Origin of the sequence: Chryseobacterium cupriresistens (assembly GCF_046614675.1) — a bacterium.
GTDB lineage: Bacteria > Bacteroidota > Bacteroidia > Flavobacteriales > Weeksellaceae > Chryseobacterium > Chryseobacterium cupriresistens.
This window is the reverse complement of the sequence record NZ_JBKKJT010000001.1, coordinates 199,167-213,649: the sequence shown is the minus strand read 5'-3', so window position 1 is coordinate 213,649 and position 14,483 is coordinate 199,167. Positions and strand designations below refer to the sequence as shown.

General features: G+C 35.8%; 16 protein-coding genes. 7 read left to right on the top strand and 9 right to left on the bottom strand.

Annotated features, from left to right (window positions below; all coding sequences use genetic code 11):
- Positions 1–10: 10 nt before the first annotated feature.
- The 3 genes from ACLI50_RS01065 to nrdD form a co-directional block, all read right to left on the bottom strand.
- Complete coding sequence (locus ACLI50_RS01065) at positions 11–1,066, bottom strand: MFS transporter (protein ID WP_309871959.1); 1,056 nt, start codon at positions 1,064–1,066, stop codon at positions 11–13.
- A gap of 246 nt (positions 1,067–1,312) precedes the next feature.
- Entirely contained in the window at positions 1,313–1,783 is a 471-nt protein-coding gene (nrdG, locus tag ACLI50_RS01060; RefSeq protein ID WP_120231276.1) for an anaerobic ribonucleoside-triphosphate reductase activating protein, read from the bottom strand.
- Positions 1,770–3,563, bottom strand: coding sequence for an anaerobic ribonucleoside-triphosphate reductase (gene nrdD, locus ACLI50_RS01055; protein WP_227942461.1), 1,794 nt, complete (start codon positions 3,561–3,563; stop codon positions 1,770–1,772). The genes nrdG and nrdD overlap by 14 nt, the downstream gene beginning before the upstream one ends.
- Positions 3,564–3,941: 378 nt before the next feature.
- Between nrdD and ACLI50_RS01050 the strand changes: the two genes are divergently transcribed.
- The 4 genes from ACLI50_RS01050 (at position 3,942) to ACLI50_RS01035 (ending at position 6,994) form a co-directional block, all read left to right on the top strand.
- Complete coding sequence (locus ACLI50_RS01050) at positions 3,942–5,027, top strand: NADH:flavin oxidoreductase (protein ID WP_083862212.1); 1,086 nt, start codon at positions 3,942–3,944, stop codon at positions 5,025–5,027.
- Between the two features lie 162 nt (positions 5,028–5,189).
- Positions 5,190–5,555 carry a DsrE family protein gene (locus tag ACLI50_RS01045; protein ID WP_042721867.1) on the top strand — a complete coding sequence of 122 codons (366 nt, stop codon included), beginning with the start codon at positions 5,190–5,192 and terminating at the stop codon, positions 5,553–5,555.
- A 76-nt stretch (positions 5,556–5,631) separates the two neighbouring features.
- Positions 5,632–6,519 (top strand): helix-turn-helix domain-containing protein, encoded by an 888-nt coding sequence (locus ACLI50_RS01040; protein ID WP_227942463.1) that lies wholly within the window; start codon positions 5,632–5,634, stop codon positions 6,517–6,519.
- 7 nt (positions 6,520–6,526) lie between these two features.
- Positions 6,527–6,994 (top strand): nucleoside deaminase, encoded by a 468-nt coding sequence (locus ACLI50_RS01035; RefSeq protein ID WP_227942464.1) that lies wholly within the window; start codon positions 6,527–6,529, stop codon positions 6,992–6,994.
- 3 nt (positions 6,995–6,997) lie between these two features.
- Here the strand turns inward: ACLI50_RS01035 and ACLI50_RS01030 are convergent, their stop codons facing one another.
- The 6 genes from ACLI50_RS01030 to ACLI50_RS01005 all read right to left on the bottom strand — a co-directional run bounded on the left by ACLI50_RS01030 (position 6,998) and on the right by ACLI50_RS01005 (position 10,952).
- Positions 6,998–7,627 (bottom strand): NUDIX hydrolase, encoded by a 630-nt coding sequence (locus tag ACLI50_RS01030; protein WP_042721856.1) that lies wholly within the window; start codon positions 7,625–7,627, stop codon positions 6,998–7,000.
- Between the two features lie 70 nt (positions 7,628–7,697).
- Entirely contained in the window at positions 7,698–8,369 is a 672-nt protein-coding gene (locus tag ACLI50_RS01025) for a DsbA family protein (RefSeq protein ID WP_277694255.1), read from the bottom strand.
- A gap of 113 nt (positions 8,370–8,482) precedes the next feature.
- The gene (locus ACLI50_RS01020) at positions 8,483–9,367 is read right to left on the bottom strand and encodes a helix-turn-helix domain-containing protein (RefSeq protein ID WP_411412963.1); all 885 of its coding nucleotides are present in this window, start codon (positions 9,365–9,367) and stop codon (positions 8,483–8,485) included.
- A 179-nt stretch (positions 9,368–9,546) separates the two neighbouring features.
- A complete protein-coding gene (locus tag ACLI50_RS01015; RefSeq protein ID WP_411412962.1) occupies positions 9,547–9,753 on the bottom strand; it encodes a hypothetical protein in 207 nt (68 codons plus the stop codon).
- Positions 9,743–10,120, bottom strand: coding sequence for an NAD(P)H-dependent oxidoreductase (locus ACLI50_RS01010; protein WP_411412961.1), 378 nt, complete (start codon positions 10,118–10,120; stop codon positions 9,743–9,745). The genes ACLI50_RS01015 and ACLI50_RS01010 overlap by 11 nt, the downstream gene beginning before the upstream one ends.
- 466 nt (positions 10,121–10,586) lie before the next feature.
- The gene (locus ACLI50_RS01005; RefSeq protein ID WP_395973988.1) at positions 10,587–10,952 is read right to left on the bottom strand and encodes a winged helix-turn-helix transcriptional regulator; all 366 of its coding nucleotides are present in this window, start codon (positions 10,950–10,952) and stop codon (positions 10,587–10,589) included.
- Between the two features lie 213 nt (positions 10,953–11,165).
- On the opposite strand from ACLI50_RS01005, the gene ACLI50_RS01000 reads away from it, so the two are divergent.
- From ACLI50_RS01000 to ACLI50_RS00990, 3 genes are all read left to right on the top strand, one after another.
- Complete coding sequence (locus ACLI50_RS01000) at positions 11,166–12,122, top strand: NADP-dependent oxidoreductase (RefSeq protein ID WP_395973990.1); 957 nt, start codon at positions 11,166–11,168, stop codon at positions 12,120–12,122.
- 106 nt (positions 12,123–12,228) lie between these two features.
- Entirely contained in the window at positions 12,229–12,978 is a 750-nt protein-coding gene (locus ACLI50_RS00995; RefSeq protein WP_395973992.1) for an SDR family NAD(P)-dependent oxidoreductase, read from the top strand.
- Between the two features lie 92 nt (positions 12,979–13,070).
- Positions 13,071–13,868 carry a carbon-nitrogen hydrolase family protein gene (locus tag ACLI50_RS00990; protein ID WP_395973994.1) on the top strand — a complete coding sequence of 266 codons (798 nt, stop codon included), beginning with the start codon at positions 13,071–13,073 and terminating at the stop codon, positions 13,866–13,868.
- Positions 13,869–14,483 lie beyond the last annotated feature (615 nt).

Sequence of the window (14,483 nt, the reverse complement as noted above, 5' to 3'; positions counted from 1 at the left end):
TTATTCTATTTTAACCAAAATATTTTCCTGATTCTTGTCTTGCTTTAAGGTGCGCTTTGGCTAGCATTGCTCTTTTTCCTTCGGGGCTGTAATCCAAATAGCTTTTGCCATCTTCGCGTACTAAATCAAAGCCCATTTTTTTTGTGATTTCCTTCAGGTCATCAATATGCATTTTTGTGGTGTATTCGTCGCCTGTATGCGGACAAACCTGCATTCCCCTTCGTTTTCCTTCAATTTTATAGATATTTGCTCCCACTTGTGCTGGTCGCTGAAAGATGTGAAAGAACTTTCCAAAAGGGATCCACATAAGGAACATAGCTACCGTAATGGCATGGGTAATAGCCATAAACTGACTCATTTTTCCTTCGAGATAGGTATAATCAAACCAAATTCCCAATCCTGTCACAGAAACAGCTACCAATAAGATCAAAGGAAGCCAGTCTCTTTCAAACCATTGGGTAGCGATAAGACCTTCATCCACGAATCTTCTGTGCATCATAATGAGACAACCCACGATAACCATGATCGAGGTCCAAACCAGAATATGGAAAAAGAAAACGGCTATGGCAGTATCGAGAGGAAATGTCATCACAGTAAAGCCCATCATATGGGTTTCATACTGATCTATGGTTCCTGGTTTTAAGGTGAAGTGCAGCCATCCAAATGTAAGTCCGAATGTGACCATAAATGAGATGAGACATCCTGTAGCTAAAAGGAAATGTCCTAACCAACGCGTTTTACCTCTTGGAACGATGAATTTCTGAAAAATGATGTTACGAACAGATAAACGGATCACTTCTTTTACATAAACCGGGTAATCTTTACTGAAAATAAATTCCCAGGTACGCTTCCAGTATTTCTGTGTTGCCGGACGCTGTTTCCATACCGAATGATGATAGACAACTCCGAAAGTCATGCTGATCGTTCCGAAGAAATAAATGATCAAAGCGGCATCAAAATTCTGTAGATTTACCGATCCTATTACCGTAACGGCAATGACCACTAATGTGGCAATGATGGCATTAATAAATGCTTTTTTATTGATCTTTGTGAAAATGCTGAACATCTGTATAAGTTTTTAATGGTCATTCACTTAGTTGCATGCAGAATTAATCTCTGTAACAAAGATACAGTAATCAGATATTAAAATAAGACAAAAATATCTTATTTTAATTCATTCAAAATAATTTTTGAAGAATACACACCATATTCAACTGAAAATCAAATATTTAATACAAACATGATTTACATCATAGATCTAAAATCCAATCTAGATCCATAAAAAAGTACTGTAAAACAGTACTTTTTCGATTTATTTATTGTTAAGGAAATAGCCATTCAAAATCCTTCCCGTGGTGAGATCTTTCAATACCTGATTGGTGCTTATGCTGTTAAGTCCTCCCAAGTCTGCGATCCACTTCCCTGTTTTTAAGTAATCCAGATTTTCCAGTAAAATCGGATGTTTCCTTTTCATTTGTTTTTCGTTCAATCCGGTATAAAGACCGACTTTTAGCTTTTCTCTTTTTGTCATGGAAATCAGAGCAATGAGTTCAGAATCTACCCATTCCCCTCCCATAAAAAGAACACAGGTAATCGTTTTTTTATATTTCGTGATTAAATTCCGAAAAATATCATGAGTAAGCTCTGTTCCGTTTTCAGGATTCCACAGATGTTCTGAATGGCAACCTTCACACGCTAATTGACAGCCTGTAATGGTAAGACATAGTGAAACCTCATCAGGAATTTCCTGCAGAACAATATCATAGCTATCATACTTCAGCATTCCCGTAATATCTTCTTTTTTCTTCTTTCTGGCGATCTTTAGAGAAGTTGGTGACTTTTTTCAGATAACCGATCACACGTGTAGCGTAATCAATATCATCAGACTGACATTCTGTACAGTGATCCATCGTTTTTTTGTTGATATAACCGCAACTATTGCAAACCGTCACTTTTATATTGAAGCAGAAATAATTACATCCTGTATACGCAGCCACATTCAATAGTTTTTTAAAACCTTCCTGGGTAGGATATTCTTCAAGATTGCAATGATAAGCAGAGCCTCCGTCAAGATACTGTATATACTCGTTTCCGTGAAGGAAGAATTTATCGATTAGGTTTTGGCTTTCATCTTCAACAATATAGAAGTAAGAATTGTAGCAGTCTCTCGGAACGTACAGCCAGTCTTCTTTATCCCATTTGGCATTTTTTACACCCAGGTTTTCGGCAGGAACAAATTCTGTATTGAACATATATCCATATTTTTCTTTGGCTTCTTTATTTTTCGTAAAAATCAGTTTAAGATTTTCATTGATGAAGTTTTTGTAGCGCTCATTATCTGAAATTTCAATGCCCAGAAATTCTGCAGCTTCCACCATTCCGTTGATCCCAATGGTAAGGAACTGTTTGTCAAGAGAAATGAAACCCGCATCGTATACCGGAAGCATTCCCGCATTCTTATAATCCTGAATAAGACTTCTGAAAGCCACTTGATATTTATGAATATTATCAATCATTGTCTCTAACGGAATTTCTTTCTGATAAAGACGATTCATATTGATGGTGATTACATTGATGCTTCCTGTAGATACTCCTCCTGCCCCCAAAGAATAGCTGAATGTATTGTCTGATATTTCGTTTCTCAGTCTGCAACAACTTGCCAGAGAATCAGCGTTTTCGGACTGATAAATGAAGAATGAATTTCCTTCGCTCAACTCTTTTGAACAGAAATCTGCAAAGGCCTCATCATAGACTTTTTTGTCCCTAGTGAGCATTGCTGCCGTAATTACAGGGAATGTGAGTACTGCTTTGCAACGTTCTTTATTGAACCATTGCATGAAAAATTGCTGAAGTCTGTCCAAAAAGAAATAATCAGGCTTGCTTCCATCAGGAAAAAAGAATGTTCCGAACATTGAATCGAAGTAAGGTCTGTCGTACAAGGAAATATTCCAGAAAACGGACTGGTAACCGCGGGCTGCAGCCGGCTGATTGATAGCGTATACAACGTGTTGAAGCTCATTTTCAATCATTTCGGCATGTGTTTGAATATAATTTTCACCAAAATCTTTTCTTGCAAAGTGATCGAAATACAGCAGAAATTCCACGGTCGCCACAGCACCTGCGAATTGTGAAGATACTGAAAAAAGAAAATTCACAAAGGAGCCACAGAAACTGCCCAAATGTTTGGGGGCTTTAGACTCGCCACCAAGCTTTGTCAATCCGTCCAAAAGCAACGGATACATGGATACACTTACACAGTATGGTTTTAGACTTGTTTCATCATGAGCATAGATTTCATGTTCTTCCAACTGTCTTATATATTCTTTGGCAAGGCTTGCTCCAAAGAGTTCTTCTATCTTATTACCAATAAGATTGCGATTGATCTGGATGTTGATATCTTTGTTCAATTCTGCTTCCATGGTTGCAATATTTTTGGTGGAAACATTCGCGTTCGAGTCAAATATTGCTCCACTTGCGGCATTTTGAGATGCCAAATAGTTTTCAATGAAATTGCATTTGTTGGCCAACTGCTGTTCTGTAAGTCTTGTGAATTTGTTTTTCATAATATTCATTTAATAAGATATAAAGATGTTAATGTCTTTTATTTAGATAGAAGAAAGTTACATTGCCAAACAGGAAAATCCAGTCCAAATGAAACAGGCTTCCAAAATATCTGCTGACAAAAATATAAAATAGTTTACATACTCTTTATAAACACAACTATTTTCATTAGATAATTTAGTAAAATTTGCATCCTTTAGATTCGATCTGTAGATATTATTATTAAAAGAATTTAATTTAAAGTATAACTAGTGTGTTAATAAACCAATCTTATAGAAACATCCATTACAACGTAAAAATAATCCATTTTTAAAGACCTTGTAAAGATCCAACTTTGTAACAGATAAAATTGATAAATAAAACCATAAAATTTATACAAAATGTCTGTTTCTGATTTATTTAAACCCCTCACTTTTCTGCACGGTTCGCCGATGAGAAACCGTTTTATGTTGGCTCCCCTGACCAGTCAGCAAAGTGATTTTGATGGTACAGCCTCCAAATACGACCAAATATGGATGGAACAATTGGCAAAGGGCGGCTACGGATTAATCCAAACCAGCGCATCTACAGTAGAAGCCGGAGCCATTGCATTTGAACGGCAGTTGGGAATTCACAGTGATAAACATTTACCTGGATTAACGAAAATGGCAACAGCTATTCGTGGAGGGGGAGCTTTATCGGCTGTACAGCTTCATCACGCTGGACACCGAGCCAAACCAGAGTTTGGAGGAATTCCGGCTCCTGCATCAAGCAAAACATTGAAAGATATTAAAGCAATCTCAACCGAAGACGTGGAAAGAATTCGTGACAGTTTTATTGAAGCGGCAAAAAGGGCGCAATTATCTGGTTTTGATGGCGTTTCTGTTCACGGTGCTTTTGGTTGGATTTTGTCTGAATTTCTCTCACCAAACCTGAATGACCGAACCGATAAATATGGAGGAAGTATAGAAAACCGGGCACGATTCACCATTGAAGTGATTGAAGGAATTCGCAAAGCTTGTGGAAATGATTTTCAGATTGGATGGCGCTTGTCGATTGAACGATACGGACTTCGTTTGGAAGAATTACGTGAAATTACCACCGAAATTTTTGATAAAGAATTGATTGATTATCTGGATTTGGCACTTTGGGATTCGGCTCAGCTTGTAAGGGAAGGAAGTTTTAAAGGCAAAACGATGTTGAGTGTTTTTACAGAGCTTCCAAGAAAAGGCGTTCGCCTGGGTGCAGCCGGAAAAATTATGAGCGCACAGCGGGCCGGAGAATTACTGGATGAAGGTTGTGATTTTGTGTTGATTGCCAGAGCTGGAATCCTTCAGAGGGATTTTCCGCTTCAGGTAAAAGCGAATCCGTTGTATGACAGTCCACAGTTGCCTGTAACAGCCGGTTTTCTTCGTGAAGGCGGACTGAGTGAACGTTTTATTGAAACGATGCGAGGCTGGCAAACTTTTGTAAAACCCGGATCATAATAAATTTGAATTTTACTTTGAGCGAACTTTTTAACTAAAGTTCGCTTTTCTATGAATATTAAAGGACCAACTAAAAAAAATCTCCATTACAAAGTAGAAATGATCCATTCTTTAGCGTACTTTATTCCCACATCTTTGCAGTGTAAATTAAATTTTTATACAATGAAAAAGACAGCAATTATTATTCTTTCTGACCCAAAGTCTGGATCGGAAGAAGCTTTAGGAAGAGTGTTCAACGCTTTGGCTTCGGCTTACGAATTCAAGCACGCGGGTGAAGATGTGAAAATTATTTTTCAGGGAACAGGAATCAGATGGCCGGAACAATTGGAAAAAGCAGACCATCCTGTTCACGGGCTTTACAATGAAGTGAAAGATTATGTTCATGGTCTTTCGAAAGGTTGTGTAGCAGTATTTGGGACGGAAATTTCCGGGTACGAGTTATTGAACGAAAACGAGGTTCCTGGAACACCTGGTTTGCCAAGTTTCCTTAACCTGAGAAATGAGGGTTACGATATTTTGATTTTCTAATCTTGTCTTAAAACTGCTCTTTGAAATTTTTAAAGGGCAGTTTTGATTTAAAAATAATAATTAAATTGCAGAAACAATGCTATCACAATCTGTCTATACTCTCGTGAACGAGCAAAACGGAAATCTGGCTTTCAAACTTTTTGAGTTTGATAACAACAGCTATTTTGACCATATTCAGCGGAATAATTATTTTACTTTAATCCTGATTACTTCGGGAGAAGGCGTTGCGACGGTTGACCTTTGCGATTATTCTTTCAAGGAAAATACGCTGTTTGCATTTTATCCGTATCAGCCTTTTATGCTACAGTCTGCGAAGCCGATTATGGGAATTTCGATACAGTTTCACCACGATTTTTTCTGTATTTACAGGCATCATAAGGAAATTGCAGCGAATGGAATTTTATTCAATAATGTTTATCAACAGCCGTTTATTAGTTTAAACGAATTTAGTAAGAGTTCCATTTTAAATTTGATTAACGGAATTGCTAATGAACTTAAAAACGATGCTTTCAGAAAGGATGAAGTTTTGATTTCTTATTTAAAAATTTTGCTGGTTACGGCGACAAGAATTAAACTGGAACAGCAAACGATTCAAAATTCTGAAACGGTAAATATTAAGCAGCAGTTTATCATTCAAAATCTTAAAAATGCGATTGAAGATAATTTCAGAACTAAACATTCAGCCAGTGATTATGCGGATTTATTGAATCAAACTCCGGCTTCACTGGCAAGAATTACAAAGAATCATTTCAATAAAACCCTTTCTGATTTAATTACGGAACGAATTATTATCGAGGCTAAAAGAGAATTGTATCTTACAGACAAAACAATTAAAGAAATTGCCTACGAATTGGGCTATGAGGACGAATATTATTTTAGTCGGCTTTTTAAGAATAAAACAGATGTTTCACCACAGATTTATAGAAATACTATCGGTTTCAACAGAGGAGCAGAATCTAATTAAAATAAAAATGAATAATTACAATCAATACATGCTTGAATGCATCGAACTTGCAAAACAAGCTTTGGAAAAAGGAAATCCGCCAGTCGGATCTCTTTTGGTTTTTGAAAACAAAATTATAGGCAGAGGAATTGAATCTGGAAAATCAAGCGGAGATATTACGCAACACGCAGAAATTTTAGCGGTAAAAGATGCTTTAGTAAATGGTTACAGAGATGTTTTGGAGGAATCTGTTATGTTTTCAACTCACGAGCCTTGCATAATGTGTTCCTATCTTATCAGACATCATAAAATTGCGAAATTGGTCTTTGGAGTTTCTGTTCCTTTTGTTGGCGGACAATCTTCTGAATTTAAAATTCTTGAAACGGAAACGGTTCCCAAATGGGGAAATAGGCCTGAAATTGAATCGGGAATATTGCAGCACGAATGTGAGTTATTGAATGAACAGTTTACAGACTATCTTGCAAAACAGAAGTAAATACTAAAGTTTCAGTACGGTCAAAAGTTCAACAATTATTTTAGCTGTTGCACCCCAAACCTTATGGTTATCAACTTCATAATAAGGCGTTGTCACCAAATCTCCGGGAATACTGATTTCACTGCAACCGATAATATTGGGGGCTGAAAAGTACTCCAACTTTAATTCGAAAATTTGTTGTACTTCCCGAGAATCAGGTTTAAAATTTGGCCGATATGGAACATAACCAACTACAGGTAAGACATTGAAATCACTTGGGCCGATAAATATTTCGGTTAATATTCCTAAAATTTTGACCTCATCAGAATTTACTCCGATTTCTTCCTTTGCTTCACGAAGTGCAGTTTGGATAAGATTTTCATCAGTCAACTCAAATCTTCCTCCTGGAAAACCAACCTCATTGGAATGAAAACCATCGTAAGAATTCCTTAAAATCAAAGGGAAATAAATTTCATTATCGATTGGATATAAAAGCATCAAAACCGCGCTTTTCCGCGTTTTTCGTGTTGGTCTTAAAGTCAGATAACTTGCAGAAAGAGCTTCCATTATTTGATGTGCTTTTTCTCCTGGAAGTGTTTTATGGAGATTTTTCTGAATCTTTTCAATCAGTGAAGAAAAATTTTGCTTTTTCATAATTGCAGTTTTAACAGATTAAAAAAGTCGGCTAAATCCACTGTTAATAGATATTAGCCGACTCATCTTCTCAACATTCACAGGAAATATCCGAACAAGATTGCCCGCTAAAAGATTCCGGGATAAACATTGTTGTCAACCTTTCCTCAATAATTTCTTTTAAACTTTCAAAAGACTGAAAACCATGAGTCAAAACTTTCACAGTTCCGTTTTCCAAAGTCAGTAAAGTTGGAAATCCCTTTACGCCTAATTGCCTGCTAAATTGAAATCCTTGAGCAGTTTTCAATTTTATCTCTTCCGAATGAAATCCTTCTAAAAAAGTTTTTTTTTCAATTCCAAGTTCTTCTGCTAATTCTGCCAAAACCCCATCATTGGTAATATCTTTTCCTTCCACATAAAACGATTTTTGCATCAGGCTTAAAAATTCGAAATCTTTCTCCGGTAAAAACCTTTGGACTACTACTAAGGCCCTGCTCGAAGGCTCTGTATCATAATGAAAACTATCAGAAACAAACTTCATCGAATGGTCGAAATACTGACCACTGCGAAGACTTACGCTTCTCCAGTGATATGCTAGGAAATCTTTATACTCTTTTGTCACTTTCTGTGTGCTTCCCGGTGCAAAACCTCCTGAAATAATCTGTAAATCAATATTCGGATAGCTTTCTTTCAGTTTTTTCATCACCGGACTAAAACCGTAACACCAGGAACACATTGGGTCTGTAAAATAATACAATTTCATTGTTTTAAATTTTAATTGTTTTAAATTTATAAGACAAAGTTCAGCTTGTTTTGAATGAATTGATTTCTTAAAAAGTTCAAAAACTATCGTGAAAAGTTTAGAATGATTTTGTGCTAAAGTTGCTTTTGCAACTGTTTCGGTGTGTTTCTATATTTCTGTTTAAATGATGCTATAAAATGAGCGGGAGTTTCAAAGCCGACTTCATATGCTATTTCCGTAACGTTCTTTTCTGATTTTTTTAATAATTCGTACGACTCTTCCAATCTACGCTGCATAATCCATTTTCCGGGATTTGTTTTAAAGGTCTGCATAAATTTTCTTTTAAATGTTGACAAGCTACAATTGGCAAGAAAAGCATATTGCTCAAGAGAAATATTCTCTTTGTAATTATTCTGCATTAATACGACCAAATCGGGATTATGATGATTATCAAGACTGCGTAATCGTTTTTCAAAATGATAACCATTTGGGGCAGAAATCAAGATCTGAAATAACTCTCTGATTTTAAATGGCAATAAAATCTGTAAACGATCTTTATCCTGACTTAACTCGAAATAAGATTTAAGCTGATCAATCACCGAATTCATTAATTTATCCTCCTCAAGCAACGCAATATCTCCGTTAAGACAGTCTTCACCCTGTGTGTCCGAAGTATTTTTACAATCGAATATTGTATCTATTTGGGATTGGAGCCAAGTATCAGAGAAAAAGATAATTATTGATTCGTAATCTTTTTCTTCATCTTCGATTTTGTCAGAAACCAGATAAGAACCTTTTTTCATAAAAAAACCGGAACCTGCCGGAACAACCCTCTTCATTCCACATCCCAAAATCTCCTTTGTACCTTGCAGAACAATGCTAATCATATTCATGTGAACGCACATATTAGCTCTGATAATTTCCTTAGAAGTCTGATAATACATCACTTGGATATCATCATTCCAAGATAAAACCTTGGAATTTTCTTTGATAATTTTACTGCAATTGAGATCGTTCATTTGTTCAATAATTTTCGTTCTGTGATCTGTAAAATTGATGAATCTGAATCTGATAAAAAATGGATAATTTTCACTTTGTAATGGATAAATTTTGTTGAAAATACTTTTATAAATTAAAAAAGAGAGGTATAATAATACATCTCTTCTTGCTAATTCCGGTTGCTAGTACATTTAATTTATTATTGCAAATTAAGCAACACTGTCTCTTCTTTTTCAGGATTAAAGCGATTCAAAAAATCCAGATATAAAAGTACGCTTCTTTCCACCCATTCTTCCGATGGCTCGAATGTCATTCCGTAGTATGCAAAATAGGGCTGATAGTCGGCTTTTATCCAATCAAACATTGCTTCATAAGGATGAGTGAGATCATCAAGATTAAATTTCAAAGGCGTGCCGCGTTGTAAATGTTCTTCTTTCAAACCCTAATGAAATAGCCAAAGCGACTTTCTTTCCTCTAAACTTAAATCCGCTTGAACTCCCATATGCCCAACCGTGTGTAAGAACTTCGTCCAGCCACTTTTTTAATAATGCTGGAGCACAATACCAATAGTATGGGAATTGGAAAATGATATGATCGTGCTCTTCAATTAGTTTTTGTTCTGCTGCAATATCAAATTTTTGATCAGGATAAACTTTATGTAATTGATGTATTTGGAATTTTTCAGGATATTTTTCTAATTCTGTAAGCCATCTTTTGTTGATGACAGAGTTATCCATATCGGGATGCGTGATGATAATTAATGTCTTTTTCATTTTAAATTTTTAGTATTTAATTAAGTTTTGATAGACAAAATTAGATCATGATTTGAAGCACTTATTTCATTAAAAGTTCAAAAAATACTGTAAAAAGTTCAGAGTTATTATTGGGATATTGGTAACGTTGTTGTTTTGATTTGGTATACTAAAATATATAGTTGTCATAATTTAAAGGATATTAAACTTGAAACAAGTTCATTTTTATCCTGCAAATTAGACTGAGGAAGTCTGGTTATTATCCAAGATTCCAAGAGTTTTGAGTTTAGCATTAGATGCTAATGATTTATCCGGAACATTGTTTGTGATCGATTATAATCCAACCTCTCAACATACAAGCGAATTGCTAAATATCATCTCTACTCGACATCAAACCCAACGATCTGTATCAAAATCTTGCCATTCTTTCCTCAATACTGACCTTCTTTGGATTTCAAATTTAACTTCTCTTTAGTGTTTTGGTAAATCATTGTTTACTATCTAAACTTTTATCGGTTATTAGTCTTTTATGCTTCTTTCCCCACTCGATCATATCAGTAATTAGAATGCCATATTCCTTTGCATACTCTGTGAATTCATATTCAATCATTGAAGGGAAATCTACATCAACGATTCTTGTAATTAATTTATTGGCTTCGAGTTCTTTTAAATTTAATGATAACATCCGTTTTGTAATTCCCGGAATGCTTTTTTCAATGTCGCTAAAACGCTTATTGCCATTACAGATAGAATAGATAATAGGTAGTTTCCACTTCCCCCCGATTACATAAATTGTGTCCTGCAATGCCTTTATATCCTGAGCGTCAATTTTGGTTTTTACACATTCTTTCATATTCTTAAAATCTTTATTGTTTAATTATTTTAACAAAATAAGTTTTGCTTTTGTCCAATAGGCTTCGTCCATTTTCAATTTCAAGTATCAGCCGTGATACCGGTTACAAAGTTATACCTAATTGCTTATAACTTTGCATAAGTAAATGAGATAAAGGATCAAAATTTTATAAAAATTTATTCAAATTCTCAACAACATTATACAATTACTAAAATGAAAGCAGTCATATTAAAAAAGCAGGGAAATGTCGACCAACTATCAATGGCAGAGCTTCCCATTCCAACACCTAACGATAATGAAGTGCTCATCAGAGTTCATGCAATAAGCATTAATCCTACAGATATCTATGCACGGCAAAACCCTGCATTAGACTACATATTTAACAATGAAACACCCAAAATATTGGGCTGGGATGTTTCTGGTGTAATTGAAGCTGTCGGAAATAATGTCAGCACCTTTACTATTGGTGACGAGGTGTTCGGTCTACTCAATTTTCCAACCTTTACTACAGCCGGACACGCTAAAGCTTATGCAGAATATGTAGTTGCCAATATAGTTGACATTACAATAAAACCTGCTAATATTTCCCATGATGAAGCAGCTGCTGCAGGCATGGCAGCATTAACTACCTGGCAACCGCTCATCAAAAATCCTATAAAAATGGGCGACCGTGTGCTTATAACCGCAGCCGGTGGCGGTGTGGGGCATTTTGCCGTGCAATTTGCCAAATATTTTGGAGCTTATGTTATTGCTGTAGCTTCCGGATCAAAAAAGGACCTGGTGATCAGCCTTGGAGCAGATGAATTTGTCGATTATCAAAAGACTGACTTCTTAGAAGTAATCGAACCGGTAGACTATGTTATTGAAGGCTTACGGGATGAGCATATCCAAAAAACCCTTAGCATAGTGAAAAAGGGAGGTACATTATTAAGTCTATGGTCTCACATTGATGGAAGCGGATGGGAAAAACGTGCTAAAGAATTAGATGTGCATGCGTACTATAATGCTGTTGTTTCAAATGGAAAAGATATGACGGCCATTGCAGGATTAATGAAAGAAGGTTTAGTAAAATCACATGTTTCCAAAAAGTTTAAACTTGAAGAAATAGCACAGGCCCATACGGAACTCGAAAAAAACCACACTGCAGGTAAAATTATCGTCAATCCGTGACGATAAACCTTCAGTAGACGTCTTAGAAATTGTATATGATCAATGATACTTAGACCAGGTATCTATAAACTAATATTAACAAACTTTAAAATAAAAATCACATAAAATGTCAACATTAAAAGGAAAAGCAGCCTTCGTTACCGGAGGAACTCGCGGAATGGGGAAAGCAATCGTAGAACGTCTTGCAAAAGAAGGCGCAATAGTGGCTTTCACTTATTTAAACTCAGAAAACAGCGCACAGCAAATCGTATCTGATATTGTTGAGGCCGGAGGAAAAGCATTAGCCATAAAAGCTAATGGAGCAATTCAAGGAGCCGTCGAAAATGCTATCGAAAATGCAGTAGCAGCATTTGGCAAAATCGATGTTTTGGTCAATAATGCTGCAGTAGCCGTAAACGGTCCGATTGAAACGGCAAGCGAAAGAGCAGAAGCATATAATAACCAGATCGATGTAAATATTCGTTCTGTTGCCGAAGCAGTTAGAACTGCACAGAAATATATGCCTGACGGAGGTAGAATCATCAACATTGCCTCGGTTGGTGGAATCAGAATTGGCAGTCCTGGCATGTCTGATTACATCGCGACAAAAGCTGCTGTCTCTGCATATACAAGAGGTCTAGCTTGGGATCTTGCTCCTAGAAAAATTACTGTCAACAGTGTAGAGCCGGGAGCTACGGAAACAGATATGCTGATTAATGCCGATGAAAATATACGCCAGTATCTCATGGATTCTATTCCGTTAAAGCGCTTTGCGCTTCCAGAGGAAATAGCGTCCCTAGTTAATTTCCTGGCTAGTGATGAAGCAGGATATATTACAGGCAGCAACTTTAAAATTGATGGTGGAATTTCTGCATAATTGATTTCGCAACAATATAAAACAGGACAAAGTTTTAAAACTTTGTCCTGTCCTTTAAATAATCCTTTATATAGTATTAAAAATAGCTAAGTATGAATGTTACGGTATGTGAACTCAGCAATGATAGAAGTGAATTTTTAGAAGACTGGCGAGAACTTCAAATTTATCTCGCTCAAAATAAGACAGATTTACTACTCTTACCTGAAATGCCTTTTTATTCCTGGTTTGTAATTAACAAGGAGGTTTCAGAAGATATACAGCAAAAAAGTGTAGAACAACATCAACTTTGGATCAAGGAAGTAGAAAAGCTTGAAGCAAAGTATATTGTTTATTCTACCCCTGAAATTGTTGGTACAAAATTTTATAATACGGCATTTGTATTTCAAAGAGGAAAAGGACATAGGAGAATTCATACCAAAGCACTTTTTCCGGAAGAAGATCATTTTTGGGAAGAAAGCTGGTTTGACAGAGAAGATAATATTTCCTTTGAGACAGTTCAGCTTGATGATTTGAAAATTGGTGTGCTCATGTGTACTGAGCTGTGGTTCACAGAAAAGGCCCGTCAATATGGAAAACAAAATGCAGATCTATTGTTATGCCCCAGAGCAACGGGGAAATCCTCTGTTGAACAATGGCTAACTTGTGGAAAAGCTTCTGCAATTATATCCGGGACATATTGTTTAAGTTCTAATCGCTCAGGATTCAGTGATGATTTCGAATGGGGTGGTACAGGCTGGATTATAGAACCGATGACGGGTAACTTATTGGAATCAACCACCTCAGAAAGAAAATTTGTAACCCATTGCATAGATGTGAAAAGATCAGTCCAAGCAAAGAAAGAATACCCCCTCTATGTTAATACTAACAAACGGTACCTCGAAAAGGAGTAATTTATCTTTTCTTGAAACCTTTAAAAACTCTGATAAATGCATCATCGTAAAATACCTTTGCAAATTTAGTATGATTATCGGATAATATTAATTCTGATACCATCTCCAATAATAAAAAAGTGTAGAGCAGCATCAGCTTTGGATGAAGAAAGAGAAAAAACTGTTTATTAAGATTTGCAAAACTAATCAATAAAACCGCATTCTGATTTTACATAACTTTTCAGATACAACAGGACTTTCAATTTCTATTTACCTAACAAAAACAGAATAAATGTATGGAGAAACGATACTTAATAATCAGTAAAATATAATATAACCCTTAGTGTCTTTCAAACCTATATAAACAACTCCTGCTTTTATTCTCTGGATAGAATAAAATAGCAGGAGTTTCTGGGAACATTTTTTTCTTTATTGTTGTTTTTAGAATCTTATAGTGTTACTTCAAGGTACTTAAAGCTTAGTGACTATTAAGTAACCATAATTATCACTTCCGTTCGGTCTATTCATTTGACATGTTAGGGTATTATAGCTGTCTCCTCCGGCATAATTAACAAACAGCGCCACTTTTTCATTGACTGTAGTACTCTGATAAGCAACAATAAGTTTCTATGGATT

What these genes read in the sequence shown, in the direction of transcription:
- ACLI50_RS01065 (WP_309871959.1), bottom strand. Translation starts at nt 1,066, where the DNA reads ATGTTCAGCATTTTCACAAAGATCAATAAAAAAGCATTTATTAATGCC.
- ACLI50_RS01030 (WP_042721856.1), bottom strand. Translation starts at nt 7,627, where the DNA reads ATGAAAAAGCAAAATTTTTCTTCACTGATTGAAAAGATTCAGAAAAAT.
- ACLI50_RS01000 (WP_395973990.1), top strand. Translation starts at nt 11,166, where the DNA reads ATGAAAGCAGTCATATTAAAAAAGCAGGGAAATGTCGACCAACTATCA.
- ACLI50_RS01020 (WP_411412963.1), bottom strand. Translation starts at nt 9,367, where the DNA reads ATGAACGATCTCAATTGCAGTAAAATTATCAAAGAAAATTCCAAGGTT.
- ACLI50_RS01010 (WP_411412961.1), bottom strand. Translation starts at nt 10,120, where the DNA reads ATGAAAAAGACATTAATTATCATCACGCATCCCGATATGGATAACTCT.
- ACLI50_RS00990 (WP_395973994.1), top strand. Translation starts at nt 13,071, where the DNA reads ATGAATGTTACGGTATGTGAACTCAGCAATGATAGAAGTGAATTTTTA.
- nrdD (WP_227942461.1), bottom strand. Translation starts at nt 3,563, where the DNA reads ATGAAAAACAAATTCACAAGACTTACAGAACAGCAGTTGGCCAACAAA.
- ACLI50_RS01050 (WP_083862212.1), top strand. Translation starts at nt 3,942, where the DNA reads ATGTCTGTTTCTGATTTATTTAAACCCCTCACTTTTCTGCACGGTTCG.
- ACLI50_RS01045 (WP_042721867.1), top strand. Translation starts at nt 5,190, where the DNA reads ATGAAAAAGACAGCAATTATTATTCTTTCTGACCCAAAGTCTGGATCG.
- nrdG (WP_120231276.1), bottom strand. Translation starts at nt 1,783, where the DNA reads ATGCTGAAGTATGATAGCTATGATATTGTTCTGCAGGAAATTCCTGAT.
- ACLI50_RS01035 (WP_227942464.1), top strand. Translation starts at nt 6,527, where the DNA reads ATGAATAATTACAATCAATACATGCTTGAATGCATCGAACTTGCAAAA.
- ACLI50_RS01005 (WP_395973988.1), bottom strand. Translation starts at nt 10,952, where the DNA reads ATGAAAGAATGTGTAAAAACCAAAATTGACGCTCAGGATATAAAGGCA.
- ACLI50_RS00995 (WP_395973992.1), top strand. Translation starts at nt 12,229, where the DNA reads ATGTCAACATTAAAAGGAAAAGCAGCCTTCGTTACCGGAGGAACTCGC.
- ACLI50_RS01040 (WP_227942463.1), top strand. Translation starts at nt 5,632, where the DNA reads ATGCTATCACAATCTGTCTATACTCTCGTGAACGAGCAAAACGGAAAT.
- ACLI50_RS01025 (WP_277694255.1), bottom strand. Translation starts at nt 8,369, where the DNA reads ATGAAATTGTATTATTTTACAGACCCAATGTGTTCCTGGTGTTACGGT.